The sequence below is a fragment of the Pseudonocardia sp. Ae150A_Ps1 genome, assembly GCF_001932315.1.
Taxonomy (GTDB): Bacteria; Actinomycetota; Actinomycetes; order Mycobacteriales; family Pseudonocardiaceae; genus Pseudonocardia.
This window is the reverse complement of record NZ_MCIJ01000001.1, coordinates 3385849-3399212: the sequence shown is the minus strand read 5'-3', so window position 1 is coordinate 3399212 and position 13364 is coordinate 3385849. Positions and strand designations below refer to the sequence as shown.

The following is a 13364-nucleotide window of genomic DNA, read 5'->3' as shown; positions in this document are numbered from 1 at the left end:
GGTCAGCTCCGTACGGGCCCGACGCGCGCCCGGCGACACCGCGCCGCGTCCGCGAGCCGCTCCAGCTCGCCGACGAGGAGCGGCCCGTCGGCCGGACCGGCGTGGACCGTCGCACCGTCCGGCAGCGCCCCGCCGACGACGGCCGGGGTGGGGCGGCGCTGGTGGAAGCAGCCCTCCGCCGTCGCGTGGACCAGCAGGACGCCCGGTGCCCGGCACGGGTCCGGCCCTCGCCTGCCCGCGCCGAGCTGTGCCATCCCGTCGATCTCCCCCATCCGCCGGACGAGGTCGGCCTCGGCGCCGGTGCACCCGCGCCGCAGCAGCTCCGTGACGAACCGCGCGCCGTCGTACCCGGCCGCGGCGACGGCGTCGGCCAGCACCCCTGCCGGGATCCGCACGGTCGGTCCCGGTGCCGCGACGACGGGGCCGAGCAGCGACACCAGGGTCGCGGCGGCGTCCTCCGGCCGGATCCGCAGCAGCGCCACCTCGTCGCCGATGCGGGTCGCCAGCACGGCCCGTCCGGCGCGGTGTCCGACGACCGCTCGCTGCCGGGACGGCGGGGCGACGACGAGGTCGTGCTGGAACTCGGCCCCGACCACGGTGCGGAGGTCGTCGGCCAGTGCGGGCAGGAACCCTCCGTCGGCGACGAGCCCGCGCGCGGCCAGCGCGGCGATCCCCCCGCGGACGACCCGAGCCCGCTCGACGTCGGTGGGACCAGGGCTGAGCAGCCCCAGGACCGCGGGGTTGCGACCGAGGTCGAGCAGGTCCCGTGCGACGTCGAACTCGGTGGCGGTGAGGACGGTGGCCCGCCTCCAGTCGATCATCGTGGGTCCTCGTCGGGACCGAGGACGGCGTCGATGGCGGTGATCTCGACGGCGAAGACCTCGTCGGTGGGGACGACGTAGCGGTTGCGGTGGTCCTGCCCGTCACGGGCGCCGCCGACGCCACCGGCCATCGGGCCGTAGCCGCCCGCACCCGTCGCGGCGCGGGCGGCCCCGGCATCGGCGGCCCGGAGCGGGTGGGCCTCGCCGAACCCGCCGCGGGCGCCGGGGCCGCGGGGCTCCGTGCCCCACCCTCCGGCGGATCCGCCGCCCGGGCGGCCCGCGGTCGGCGGGTACGGTTCGGCGAGCCCGCCGCCGGAGCCGCGGCCGGCGACGGGCACCCCGCCGCGCGGCCCGGTCGGCAGCTGGTGCCTCCGTGCCTCCTCGGCGAACCGGGCGGCGCGCTCGTCGCGGGCCCGCGCGGCGTCGGGGGCGCCGACGGTGGGGACCGGGGCGGGGAACGCCCGGTCGGACGGGGACGGGTACCGGTCGGTGCCGATGTCCCCGCCACCCGTGCCGGGCAGCCGTGTCAGGTCCTGGCCGCCCCCGGGCACGTGTCCCGACGGGGTGGTCCGGTCCGGGCCGGGTCTCCCGCGTGAGGTCGCCCCAGGGGTCGCGCGGTCCGGCCCAGGAGGTGTGGGGGCGGGGGTGACGCCCACCGGGGCGGGTCCGCCGGATGTCCCGGGGCCGGGGACGGGCCCGCTCGAGCCTCCACCGACCGTGCCACCGCCCGCGCCGCCGATGCCTGATCCACCACCCGCACCTGCGACACCGCCGGACACCCCACCGCCTCGGTCCCCGCCACCGGCCACTGATCCTTCGGATCCGGGACCCGCTCCCTGGCCGGGCGAGACCCCCGCGGGTGCCGTCGCCGTGGTGAAACGGCTGTCGGTCTCGAACGTCTCGCTCTGGTACCGGGCGAGTGCGCGGTTGGCGACCTCGTCGTTGGCCTGGTTGTGCTCGGCGATCGTGACGTGGTCGTCGCCCCTGCCCCACAGGGAGTGCCACGCCTCGCTGCCGTTGTCGACGGCTCGGGCGAACCAGGTGTGGTCGTCAGGATCCGTGTAGGTGATCTGCCGACGCATCGCCTCGAACGACCGGCCGTGGTCGGCCATCCGATCCGCGCCGTTCCGTACGACGGTGGCGGTGTCGGCGATCCCACCGGCCGTCGTGGCGAGCGAGGTCCGGGCGGCGTCGCCCGCCCGGCCGGTCCACGAGACCCCCAGATCCCCGACCCCGCGGTCGGTGGACTGCCGCGTCGTGTCGAGAGTGGTCGCGAGGGTGGTGAGACCGTCCGAGGTCTGCTGGGCCACCGTCATCCCGGGCTGACCGTTCACCCAGGCGAACTTCGTCGCCATGTCGAACGCCGCGAAGTTGTAGCAACCCAGGACGGGCATGTCAGGTACGGCCATGGTCGCCTCCTACGCGCGGTATTCGTGGAGGCGCGCGGTCAGCCGGGGGCGTGCCGCGTCCAGGGATGCCGTGATCGCTTCCTCGGTGTAGCCGTAGTGGTGGGCGGTCTCGGTCAGTCGGTCGACCGCTTCGATGATCTCGTGGAGGTGAGCGGTGTGCACGGCGATGATCTGCTCGACCTTCCGGCCGAAGGACAAGGCTGCGTCGAGTGAGACGACGTCCTGACCGCACGGATGAACGCGGCACTCGTGGTCTGCTCGCATCAGCGCTGCCTGCATCTGCTCGGCCTGGAACCGCAACTCGTTCCGCACCGCCAGGACGTTCGACTTGTTGATCTGCACCATGAGCGCGTCTGATTCCGTTCCGCGCGGAAGCAAAGGATTGTTGTCCACTCGGGCATGCTAGGGCTCGCTGTTCACAGCCATGATGTATCGGCCGGTTCGATTCGCTTCCGTGAACGAGCGTCAGCTCGCGAGGTGCCGGGATTCGAGGATGACGGTTTCGGCCAGTCGGGATGCGTCGTCGCAGACGTCGGCGATGGGTCGGGGCCGACCGCCTTGATAGTGAGTCGAGCGGACAAGGACCCGAGCCATCTGGCCGTCGTTCATGTCAATGACGAGGCTGCAGAGCGGTGCGGAGTCGACGTTATTCACCTGTCGGACCGCTCCGAATCCACCTACGACTGTGATCAGCCGGTCGTCGCCGACGGCCTTGCCGGCATCGATCCCGACCAGCTGCACGCTGTAGCTGACCCCCGTGTCGAAATTGTTCCACCCGCAGTTTCGGGCGCGGGCCCCTTCGTCGAGAAGATTCTCGCTCGGCTCTCCCGTCTCGACGTCGAGTCGAGCCTGTTCGCCGGGAGGCAGCAGGGCGCACGGGTCGAGCTGTGCGATGTCGATGTCCTGCGGCCGATCAGGGAACGGGCCGGCGGGTTCCGATCCGCCGCATCCGCTGAGGACAGCACCGACGGTGAGTGCGACAAGAAAGACGGACATACGAGACCGGACCGGGACAGCCACGTGATCCTCCGGAGCAGGCGGGAAACCACAGACTAACTGCCCCGTCGACTCACCGGACTCGCTTTCCCGCACCCCACAGCCGCACAGATTGCGGGCTCGCCGCACAAGCTGGAATCGGTGCGGCAGCCCTGAATCCTGTGCGGTCGCGGTTCAGGCTGTGCGGTTGGCCGAGCGGTGCCGTGTCACCGTCGGACGTGCCTTCGACGGCTCCGAATCCGGCCACGGCCGTCGGTCGCGGCTCTTCGGCTCCGCCGCAATCCGACGCGGGGACCGGGAGGGCCTGCGCGGCGAGACACAAGGACGGACATGCTGCGCCGGGACGGTCGTGCCAGTGATCCTCCAGGCCACCGACCCCCATCCCCACCACGACCGCACAGGTTGTGGTCCCTCCGCACAGGACGGAACCAATGCGGCAAGCCCTGAACCTGTGCGACTGCGGACAGGCTGTGCGGTCGGGGGCAGGGGCGCGTGTTGTCGGTACCGGGAGGCGTGGCGGGCGGCGCCGGGGGTGGCGCGTCCGGCCGTGGGCGGTGATCGGCGGGCTGCTGTGCGATCGAGGTTCGGGTCTCTTACCAGCGGGAACGAGAAAGTTTCCGGAGAAGTTGAGTCGAGTGGGAACAAGTCTGCATGGTCGCCCGTTGGATCGGGTACCAAGAAGTTGAGCAGCGCCCACTCAAGATCTGACCCCGGACCGCTCCCCGGTCTGATAGAACTTGAGCCGGAGGCACTCACCCCCCGCAAGTATCGACTCGCACGCATCAACACGGAGGCAGTCACCATGGCTCGTACGGTCGGGATCGACCTCGGGACCACCAACTCCGTCGTCGCCGTCCTCGAGGGTGGCGAGCCGACGGTGATCGCGAACTCGGAGGGTGCACGCACCACTCCGTCCATCGTCGCGTTCGCCCGCAACGGCGAGGTTCTCACCGGTCAGTCCGCGAAGAACCAGGCCGTCACGAACTCCGACCGCACCTTCCGCTCGGTCAAGCGCCACATCGGCACCGACTGGAAGACCCCGGAGATCGACGACAAGACCTACGCCGCGCAGGAGATCAGCGCCCGCGTCCTTCAGAAGCTGAAGCGTGACGCGGAGTCCTACCTGGGCGACGAGGTCACCGACGCGGTCATCACCGTCCCCGCCTACTTCGAGGACGCGCAGCGGCAGGCGACGAAGGAGGCCGGCCAGATCGCCGGCCTGAACGTGCTCCGCATCGTCAACGAGCCGACCGCGGCCGCGCTGGCCTACGGCCTCGACAAGGGCGAGAAGGAGCAGACCATCCTGGTCTTCGACCTGGGTGGCGGCACGTTCGACGTGTCCCTGCTGGAGATCGCCGAGGGCGTCGTCGAGGTCAAGGCGACCAACGGCGACAACCACCTCGGTGGCGACGACTGGGACGAGCGGATCGTCACCTGGCTCGTCGACAAGTTCAAGTCCTCCCAGGGCATCGACCTGACGAAGGACAAGATGGCGATGCAGCGGCTCCGTGAGGCCGCGGAGAAGGCGAAGATCGAGCTGTCGAGCTCGTCCTCGACCAACATCAACCTGCCCTACATCACGGTCGACTCCGACAAGAACCCGCTGTTCCTCGACGAGTCGCTGTCCCGCGCGGAGTTCCAGCGGATCACCCAGGACCTCCTGGACCGCACCCGCCAGCCGTTCAATCAGGTCATCAAGGACGCCGGCATCTCGGTGAGCCAGATCGACCACGTCGTGCTCGTCGGTGGCTCCACCCGGATGCCCGCCGTCACCGAGCTCGTCAAGGAGCTGACCGGCGGCAAGGAGCCCAACAAGGGCGTCAACCCGGACGAGGTCGTCGCCGCCGGCGCCGCCCTGCAGGCCGGCGTGCTGCGCGGCGAGGTCAAGGACGTCCTGCTGCTGGACGTCACCCCGCTGTCCCTCGGCATCGAGACCAAGGGCGGCGTCATGACCAAGCTGATCGGGAAGAACACCACGATCCCGACCAAGCGTTCGGAGGTCTTCTCCACCGCGGACGACAACCAGCCGTCGGTGCAGATCCAGGTCTTCCAGGGCGAGCGCGAGATCGCCGCGTACAACAAGAAGCTCGGCATGTTCGAGCTGACCGGCATCGCGCCGGCCCCGCGCGGCGTCCCGCAGATCGAGGTGTCCTTCGACATCGACGCCAACGGCATCGTCAACGTGTCCGCGCAGGACATGGGCACCGGCAAGAGCCAGGAGATGACGATCACCGGCGGGTCGGCGCTGTCCAAGGACGACATCGACCGCATGGTGCAGGAGGCCGAGGCGCACGCCGAGGAGGACGCGAAGCGCCGCGAGGAGGCCGAGACCCGCAACCAGGCGGAGACCCTCGTCTACCAGACGGAGAAGTTCGTCAAGGAGAACGGCGAGAAGCTGCCGTCCGACGTCAAGGAGTCGGTGAACGCGTCCCTGGGCGAGGTCCAGGAGGCGCTGAAGGGCACCGACCACGAGGCGATCAAGTCCTCGATGGAGAAGCTGGCGACCGAGTCCCAGAAGATGGGGTCCGCCCTGTACTCGCAGCCGGGCGCCGACGGTGCCGCGGGTGCGGCCGACGGCGACGCCGCCGGTGGCGCTGCCGGTGGGCAGCAGGAGCAGGACGACGTCGTCGACGCCGAGATCGTGGACGACGACAAGGACGCCAAGGGCGACAAGTGACGGCCGGCGGCCATCCAGAGGACAGGACGGTCGACATGGCAGGCGACGAGAAGCAGCAGGACGAGCCGGTGACCTTCCGGGACCGCCGCAAGGTGGACCCGGAGACCGGTGAGGCCCGCCCGCAGGAGACCGGGGCCGCCGAGCAGGCGGCCCCGGCCGGGGACGGCACCGACCAGATCGTGGATCCGGTCGCCGGTCCGGCCGACGGGGTGGACCCGGAGGTCGAGAAGCTCACGGCCGAGGTCGCCGAGCGCACCGCGGACCTGCAGCGGGTCACCGCCGAGTACGCCAACTACCGGCGCCGGGCGGACCGGGACCGCGAGCAGACCCAGCTCGCGGCGAAGGTCTCGTTCGTCTCCGACCTGCTCACCGTGCTCGACGACTTCGAGCGCGCCGAGCAGCACGGGGACCTGACCGGGGCCTTCAAGTCGGCGGCCGACAAGGTCGGCGGCGTGCTCACCAAGCTCGGCCTGGAGCCCTTCGGGGCCGAGGGCGAGCTGTTCGACCCGCAGCGGCACGAGGCCGTGCAGCACGAACCGGCCGAGGGCTCCGGCTCCACGGTCACCGTGCTGTCGGCGGTGCTGCGCCGCGGCTACCGGATCTCCGACCGGGTGCTCCGGCCGGCGATGGTCACGGTGCAGGACCGGCCGGAGGCCGAGGTCTCCCCGGAGGCCCGGGCCGAGGCCGCCGAGGGCGGCACGGATCCGGCGGGCGGCGACGCCGGGCCGGGCACCGGCGAGCCGGAGAACCCGGCCTGACCGGAAACCACAGTGGACGTCGGCACGCGGTGCGGTGGACGGGCCCCGGGAGGGGCGTGTTCCACCGCACCGCGGGCGTGACCGGGAAGGGGGCGGGGTGACCCAGCGCGACTGGATCGAGAAGGACTACTACCGCGAGCTGGGCGTCTCCTCGACGGCGTCCCAGGACGAGATCAAGAAGGCGTACCGGAAGCTCGCCCGTGAGCTGCACCCGGACGCCAACCCGGGCGACGAGAAGGCCGAGGCCCGCTTCAAGGCGGTGTCCGAGGCCTACGGTGTCCTCGGGGACGAGGCCAAGCGCAAGGAGTACGACGAGACCCGCGCGATGTTCGCGGGCGGCGGCGGTTTCGGCGGTTTCGGCAGCGGGGGCGGCTTCCCCGGCGGCGGCGCAGGCGGTGCCGGCGGACCCGGTGGAATCGACATCAACGACCTGTTCGGCCAGGCCGGACGGGGCGGCGGCGGCTCCGGCGACTTCAGCGACATCTTCGGCCGCACCGCCCGCAACAGCGGTGGGGCCGGTGCCGGTGGCTTCGGCGCCGCCGGTGCCCGCCGCGGCCAGGACGTCGAGAGCAGCCTGACCATCTCCTTCGACGACGCGGTCCGGGGCGCGACCGTGCCGATCCAGCTGTCCTCGCCCGGCCGGTGCGAGCGGTGCGGCGGCACCGGCTCCCGTCCGGGCAGCACCCCGCGTACCTGCGTGACCTGCGGTGGCGCCGGCCTGGTGAACCGGAGCCAGGGCGCGTTCTCGTTCTCCGAGCCGTGCCGCGACTGCCGCGGGACCGGGCGGATCATCGACGACCCGTGCCCGGAGTGCCGCGGCGACGGCGTGTCCACCCGGACCCGCTCGCTGTCCGTGCGGGTCCCCGCCGGCGTCGACAACGGCCAGAAGGTCCGGCTCGCGGGCCAGGGCGAGCCCGGCCGCGGCGGGGCACCGGCAGGCGATCTGTACGTGACGGTGAGCGTCACCCCGCACAGGATCTTCGGGCGGTCCCCGAAGAACGCCGACGATCTGACGATCACCGTCCCGGTGACCTTCCAGGAGCTCGTCCTGGGTGCGACCCTGACGGTGCCCACACTCGACAGCACGGTCTCGCTGAAGATCCCGGCCGGGACCTCCAGCGGCCGGACCTTCCGGGTCGCGGGTCGCGGTGTCGAGCGGAAGAACGGCAAGAAGGGCAACCTGCTGGTGACCGTCGAGGTGGCGGTGCCGCAGAAGCTGGACCAGGCGGCGACGGACGCGCTGCAGGCGTACGCCGAGGCGACGAAGTCGATCGATCCGCGGGCGGACCTGCTCGGTAGCTCCAGGAGGTGAGTGCGGTGGCCGGACGGCCCCAGGGCGGCGACGGCCGCGGCCGCGCCCCGTCCGACGCGACGGGTCCCGACGCGGTCGCGCACGACAGCCCGGTGTTCGTCATCTCCGTCGCCGCGCAGCTGTCCGGCCTGCACGCCCAGACCCTGCGCAGCTACGACCGGCTCGGGCTCGTCAGCCCGGGCCGGGCCTCCGGCGGCGGCCGTCGCTACTCGCAGCGCGACATCGCCCTGCTCCGCGAGGTCCAGCGCCTCTCCCAGGAGGAGGGCGTCAACCTGGCCGGGGTCAAGCGGATCATCGAGCTGGAGCAGCTGGTCGACGAGCTGCACGCGCGGCTCGAGGAGACCACCGCCGAGCTCGACGCCGTCCGCGCGGCCGCCGCCCAGGCGACGGCGGCGGTGCACCGGTTCTATCGGCGCGATCTCGTCCCGGTGGGCCGCCGGGCCGTCGTCCGGTGGCGGCCGGGCCGCCCCGAGCAGTAGGCCGGTCCGAGCGGGCGGTCGCGTGGCACGGCGGACCGTGCCGGGCGGGTGGTTTCAGGCCGCCACGGGTGCGGGTGCCAGCCCTCCGCGGCGCGCGAGCGTGCCCAGGACCGCCGCCCCCGCCAGCGGGATCGCCGCGAGCACCACGAACGGCACCGCGGCAGGAGCCGACGGATCGAGCAGCGCGCCGACGACGGTCGATCCGATCAGCACCATCAGGCCTCCGAACGAGGCGAGCACCCCGAAGTGGGCGCCGAGCCGGCGTTCCCCGGCCAGCCGGGGCACCAGGTCCTGCGCGACCGGGACGGCGAGCATCTCGCCGACCGTCAGTAGGAGCACCATCGCCACCGCCGGCGTGATCGCCCACCAGCCGGGCAGCCCCGGCAGCAGCCGCGCCACCGCGACCACGGCGAAGGACGTGGCGATCAGGCAGAAGCCGATCACGACCGAACGGCCGGGCCCCAGCCGTCGTCGGGACCAGCCGGTGACCCGCAGCTGCAGGCTGATCACCAGCACCGACATCATCACGAACAGGAAGCCGAGTGCGGCGGTGCGGTCGACGCGTTCCAGCTCTGCGGGCAGCGCCAGGTAGAGCTGGTTGTAGGAGAGCAGCCAGCCGGAGTAGCCGGTGGCGAACACCATGAATCGGCGGTTGCCCAGCACCTCGCCCCACCCGGCCAGGATCGGCTGCCCGGCGTGCTCGGCGGGGCTCCACGGCAGCAACCGCCAGTGCGCGAGCCCGACGAGCACGAACCCGGCCGCGGCCACCAGGCACGCGGTCCGGAAGTCGACCAGCAGCAGCGCCGTGCCGACCAGCGGGCCGGTGACGGTCCCGACCTGACCGGCGACGGAGAACATCGCGAACACCTCGGCCCGCGGCGGGCCCTCCCCGGAGCGCTCCAGCTCCCCGCCCGCGCGGGCCAGTGAGGACTCCACCGCCGGCGAGAACAGGGCGGCGGCGAACCCGGTGAGGAGGGCACCGCCGATCACGGCGGGCAGCGTCCCGGCGGCGCCGAGGAGGATGAAGCCGATCACACGCAGTGCGCAGCCGACGAGCACCACCGGCTTCGCGCCGTAGCGGTCGGTGAGCGCCCCGCCGACGACGAACAGCCCCTGCTGGCTGAACGTCCGCAGCCCCAGCACGAGCCCGACGGCCGCTGCGGCCAGCCCGAGATCGTCCGCCAGGTGCGTGGCCAGGTAGGGCAGCACCATGTAGAAGCCCACGTTGAACGCCAACTGCGTCGAGATGAGCAGCTGTACGACCGGGGGGAGGGCCCGGAACGCGGCCCAGCGGGGCGCGCGGCCGGGGAGGGCGGCCGGTGCGGGCCCGGTCGGCCGCCGGCGGGTGTTGCGGAGCACCACCCAGTGGTATCAGGTCACGGATCGCAATCGCGACTCGATGGCAACAGGCACATATGCGCACAGATGCACATGCTTGACCGTCTACACACACTTTCCGAGGATCTTCCGGGCGCCGGGTGACATCCCGTCGAGGCGCCGGAGAGGACGATCCCGACATGCCCGCCGAACCGGCCGTCGTTCCACCACGCCGTCGATCGCCCGTCCGGGTCGCCGCCGTGCTCGCCGTGAGCACCGCGATCCTCACCGCCTGCGGTGGTCCCGGCGGCGGGACGGGGCAGGTCGTCCCGGACGGCACGCTCACACTGGCGATGGCGTTCGCCCCCGCGGCCGGTTACGCCGTCGACACCGACGACGCGTTCGTGGTCTCCCAACTGGGTGTGACCGAGTCGCTGGTCGCCTCCGGCCCCGACGGGCAGCCGCGGCCGGCGCTGGCCACCGCGTGGGAACAGCAGTCCGACGCCCGGACCTGGCGGTTCGAGCTGCGGCCGGGGGTGACCTTCCAGAACGGCGAGCCGCTCACCGGGCAGGCCGTCGCGACCGCTCTGAACCATGTCGCCGGCGTCGAGGCGCCCCCGCGCGCGGTCAAGGGCACCGGCCTGCAGGCCGCGGCCGACGGCGGCGCCGCCGTCCGGGTCACCACCACGGCTCCGGACCCGATCCTCCCGCTGCGGCTGAGCAGCGCGAACACCGCGATCCTCGCCCCGTCGGCGTACGGGGCGACGCCGCCGTCGGTGCAGGGCACCGGCACCGGGCCGATGACGATCACCGAGCTGAACGACACCCAGTCGGTGACGCTGCAGCGCAACGACACCTACTGGGGTGAGCGTCCGCAGGCCGCCACGGTCACCGCGAACTTCGTACCCGACCCCGCCGCGCGGGCGCTCGCCCTGCGGGCCGGCGACGCCGACATCGCGCAGGAGCTGCCCGAGTCCAGCGCCCTCGAGTTCACCGGCGACGGGTACACGAACGAGACGGTGCCTGCTCCCCGGACCGCGTCGCTGATGCTGAACCAGTCCCGTCCGCCGTTCGCCGACGTGCGGGTGCGGCAGGCCGTCACCGCCGCGATCGACCGGACCGCGCTCGGTGAGCAGGCCCTCGCGGGGTCGGCGATCCCGGCGTCCGAGCTGTTCGGCCCGGCCGTCGCCTGGGGTTCGCAGGAGGCCCCGCCGCCCGCCGACCCGGCCCGCGCCCGCGCGCTGCTCGCCGAGGCCGGCTACGACGCGGGCAACCCGCTGCGCGTCGAGCTCGGCACCTACAGCACCCGGGCCGAGCTGCCCACCCTGGCGACGGCCGTGCAGCAGATGCTGCGCGAGGCCGGCATCGAGGCGACCATCCGCGTCGGTGGCTACGACGCCCGCGAGCCCGACCTGCTCGCCGGGAACTACGACATGTATCTCGGCTCCCGCAGCTACCTGCTCGACGTCCCCGACGCCGGAGCCACCCTGACCAGTGACTACGGCTGCGAGGGCTCGTACAACATCAACCGGTACTGCTCGCCGGAGTTCGACGCCCTGCTCGCGCCACTGGCGACCGTGACCGATCCGGCCGCCCGCCAGGACGTGTTCCGGCAGGCCGCGGCGAAGCTGAACGACGAGGCCGTCGGCGTCCCGCTGGTGCACACCAGTGCCAACGGCGTCGGGAGCCGGGTGGCCGGCTACACCGTCGACCCGCTCGCGAAGACCCTCGTCGTCCCCGGGCTGGCGAAGACGGAGTGACGACCCTCCTCCTCCGCCGGCTGCTGGCCCTGCCGCTGGTGTTCGTGGCCGGGGCGGTGCTGGTGTTCCTGCTGCCCCGGCTGTCCGGTCAGGACACCGCGCTGGGCATCCTGCGCAGCCGGACGGGGGAGGCGGATCCCGATCCGGCGGTGCTGGCCGCGCTGCGCGAGGAGTACGCGCTCGACGGCGGCTGGTGGGACCAGTTCACCGCCTGGTTCGGCGCGCTGCTCGGCGGCGACCTCGGGATCTCCTACGCCAGCCGGCCCCCGGTGTCCGGGCCGCTCTGGCCCGCGCTGGGCGTCTCGCTGGTGCTGACGGTCGCGGCCCTGGTCGTCGCGGGGCTCGTCGGCGTCCCGGCCGGCGTGCGGGCCGCGCGCCGGCCCGGCGGGCGCTTCGACCGGATGCTGACCTCCGGATCGGTGCTCGGCGTCGCGGTGCCCGAGTTCGTCCTCGGCACGGTGCTCGTGCTGGTGTTCGCCGTGGTGATCCCCCTGTTGCCGGCCACCGGCTGGGGATCGCCCGCGCAGGCGGTGCTGCCGGTACTCACCCTGGCGGCGTTCCCGGCCGCGCTCTCCGCGCAGCTGGTGCGCGCCGAGACCGTCGACGTGCTCGGCCGCACCCACGTGACGGTCGCGCGGGCGAAGGGGCTGCCGGACCGTGTCGTGCTGTGGCGGCACGGCGGGCGGCTCCCACTGACGTCGGTGGCCTCGATGTCCGGGCTGTTCCTGGGTGGCCTGCTGGGCGGCTCGGTCGTGGTCGAGATGCTCTTCTCCGTACCCGGGGTCGGCCGCCTGCTCTACGACGCGGTGCTCGGGCAGGACCTCCCGGTCACCCAGGCCGGGCTGCTGGCGATCATCGTCCTGGCCTCGGTGGCGGGGATCGCAGCCGAGCTGCTCGCGCTCGCGCTGGACCCGGTCGCCCGGAGCGCGGTCCGGTGAGCGCCGGGGTGATGGCCGGACGCCGGTACGTCGGGCGCGGCCGGTCGGCGCGCCTGCGCCGGCCGCTGCAGGTCGGCGCGATCGTGCTCCTGGGTGTGCTCGTCGCACTCGCGCTGCTGCCGCTCGACCCGACGACCAACGACCTCTCGCAGCGGTTCTCCGGTCCCACGCCGGAGCATCCGCTGGGGACCGACCAGCTCGGCCGGGACATGCTCGCCCGGCTGGCGGTCGGGGCGCGGATCTCGGTCGGGTTCACGGTGGTGGCGCTCGCGGTCTGCGCGGTGACCGGCACGCTCCTCGGGGTGGTAGCCGCCTGGGCCGGCGGGGTGGTGGGCCAGCTGTTCCAGTGGATCGTCGACGTGCTCGTCGCGATCCCGGCGGTCCTGATCGGACTGATCGTCGTGGCCGCGTCGGGCGGCGCGCCGGGAGTGTGGTCGCTGCTGGTGGCGGTCGTCGTCGCCGGGTGGACGCCGTTCGCGCGGTTGACCTACCAGCTCGTCGTACGCGAGCGGAGCCGCGAGTACGTCGAGGGCGCTCGCCGTCGGAGCCGGACCCGGGCGCATCGCGTTCCGGCACGTGCTGCCGAACCTGACCCGGCCGCTGCTGTCGCACCTGTGCCTGCGGTTCGCGAACATCCTGCTCACGGTGGCCGGACTGTCGTTCCTCGGGCTCGGGCCGCAGCCGCCGACCCCGGAGTGGGGGGTGATGCTCGCCGACGGGAGGCAGTTCCTGTTCAACGCACCGCAGCTCGTCGTCCTCCCCGCGCTGGCCGTCGTGGGCACGGCGCTGATCGTGACCGCGATCGGCCGGGAGATCGAGCGACGGACCGTCACCGGACCTTCCGGACAGTTCTGAAAGAGCGCCGTTCCTGCCAGACTTGTGCGAGAGCGCACGAAC

General features: G+C 72.8%; 11 protein-coding genes and 1 pseudogene. 7 read left to right on the top strand and 5 right to left on the bottom strand.

Annotated elements, in window-relative coordinates; all coding sequences use genetic code 11:
• Window positions 1–2: 2 nt before the first annotated feature.
• The 4 genes from Ae150APs1_RS15805 to Ae150APs1_RS15790 form a co-directional block, all read right to left on the bottom strand.
• Window positions 3–821 (bottom strand): ESX secretion-associated protein EspG, encoded by an 819-nt coding sequence (locus Ae150APs1_RS15805; RefSeq protein ID WP_075298544.1) that lies wholly within the window; start codon window positions 819–821, stop codon window positions 3–5.
• Window positions 818–2230, bottom strand: a complete 1413-nt coding sequence (locus tag Ae150APs1_RS15800) for a hypothetical protein (RefSeq protein WP_139316936.1) — start codon at window positions 2228–2230, stop codon at window positions 818–820. Before Ae150APs1_RS15800 ends, Ae150APs1_RS15805 begins: the two co-directional genes overlap by 4 nt.
• 9 nt (window positions 2231–2239) lie before the next feature.
• Entirely contained in the window at window positions 2240–2623 is a 384-nt protein-coding gene (locus Ae150APs1_RS15795) for a PE domain-containing protein (RefSeq protein ID WP_139316935.1), read from the bottom strand.
• A gap of 72 nt (window positions 2624–2695) precedes the next feature.
• Window positions 2696–3250, bottom strand: coding sequence for a DUF3558 domain-containing protein (locus tag Ae150APs1_RS15790; protein WP_139316934.1), 555 nt, complete (start codon window positions 3248–3250; stop codon window positions 2696–2698).
• 778 nt (window positions 3251–4028) lie between these two features.
• On the opposite strand from Ae150APs1_RS15790, the gene dnaK reads away from it, so the two are divergent.
• The 4 genes from dnaK (at window position 4029) to Ae150APs1_RS15770 (ending at window position 8452) form a co-directional block, all read left to right on the top strand.
• Window positions 4029–5903 carry a molecular chaperone DnaK gene (gene dnaK, locus Ae150APs1_RS15785; RefSeq protein WP_075298532.1) on the top strand — a complete coding sequence of 625 codons (1875 nt, stop codon included), beginning with the start codon at window positions 4029–4031 and terminating at the stop codon, window positions 5901–5903.
• A 35-nt stretch (window positions 5904–5938) separates the two neighbouring features.
• Window positions 5939–6661, top strand: coding sequence for a nucleotide exchange factor GrpE (grpE, locus tag Ae150APs1_RS15780; RefSeq protein ID WP_075298529.1), 723 nt, complete (start codon window positions 5939–5941; stop codon window positions 6659–6661).
• Window positions 6662–6758: 97 nt separating this feature from the next.
• Entirely contained in the window at window positions 6759–7973 is a 1215-nt protein-coding gene (gene dnaJ / locus Ae150APs1_RS15775; RefSeq protein WP_075298526.1) for a molecular chaperone DnaJ, read from the top strand.
• A 92-nt stretch (window positions 7974–8065) separates the two neighbouring features.
• Window positions 8066–8452 (top strand): helix-turn-helix transcriptional regulator, encoded by a 387-nt coding sequence (locus tag Ae150APs1_RS15770; protein WP_075302161.1) that lies wholly within the window; start codon window positions 8066–8068, stop codon window positions 8450–8452.
• A gap of 54 nt (window positions 8453–8506) precedes the next feature.
• Here Ae150APs1_RS15770 and Ae150APs1_RS15765 read toward each other — a convergent pair whose 3' ends face one another.
• A complete protein-coding gene (locus Ae150APs1_RS15765; protein ID WP_249266351.1) occupies window positions 8507–9811 on the bottom strand; it encodes an MFS transporter in 1305 nt (434 codons plus the stop codon).
• A 158-nt stretch (window positions 9812–9969) separates the two neighbouring features.
• On the opposite strand from Ae150APs1_RS15765, the gene Ae150APs1_RS15760 reads away from it, so the two are divergent.
• From Ae150APs1_RS15760 to Ae150APs1_RS33620, 3 genes and pseudogenes are all read left to right on the top strand, one after another.
• Entirely contained in the window at window positions 9970–11529 is a 1560-nt protein-coding gene (locus Ae150APs1_RS15760) for an ABC transporter substrate-binding protein (RefSeq protein WP_075298520.1), read from the top strand.
• Entirely contained in the window at window positions 11526–12467 is a 942-nt protein-coding gene (locus Ae150APs1_RS15755) for an ABC transporter permease (protein WP_075298518.1), read from the top strand. Before Ae150APs1_RS15760 ends, Ae150APs1_RS15755 begins: the two co-directional genes overlap by 4 nt.
• A gap of 543 nt (window positions 12468–13010) precedes the next feature.
• Window positions 13011–13322: pseudogene (locus Ae150APs1_RS33620) on the top strand (ABC transporter permease subunit); the annotation flags it as partial.
• Between the last annotated feature and the right edge of the window lie 42 nt (window positions 13323–13364).

Excerpts from the sequence above, each read along its gene's own strand:
- Ae150APs1_RS15760 (WP_075298520.1), top strand. The coding sequence starts at position 9,970 with ATGCCCGCCGAACCGGCCGTCGTTCCACCACGCCGTCGATCGCCCGTC.
- Ae150APs1_RS15800 (WP_139316936.1), bottom strand. The coding sequence starts at position 2,230 with ATGGCCGTACCTGACATGCCCGTCCTGGGTTGCTACAACTTCGCGGCG.
- dnaK (WP_075298532.1), top strand. The coding sequence starts at position 4,029 with ATGGCTCGTACGGTCGGGATCGACCTCGGGACCACCAACTCCGTCGTC.
- grpE (WP_075298529.1), top strand. The coding sequence starts at position 5,939 with ATGGCAGGCGACGAGAAGCAGCAGGACGAGCCGGTGACCTTCCGGGAC.
- Ae150APs1_RS15805 (WP_075298544.1), bottom strand. The coding sequence starts at position 821 with ATGATCGACTGGAGGCGGGCCACCGTCCTCACCGCCACCGAGTTCGAC.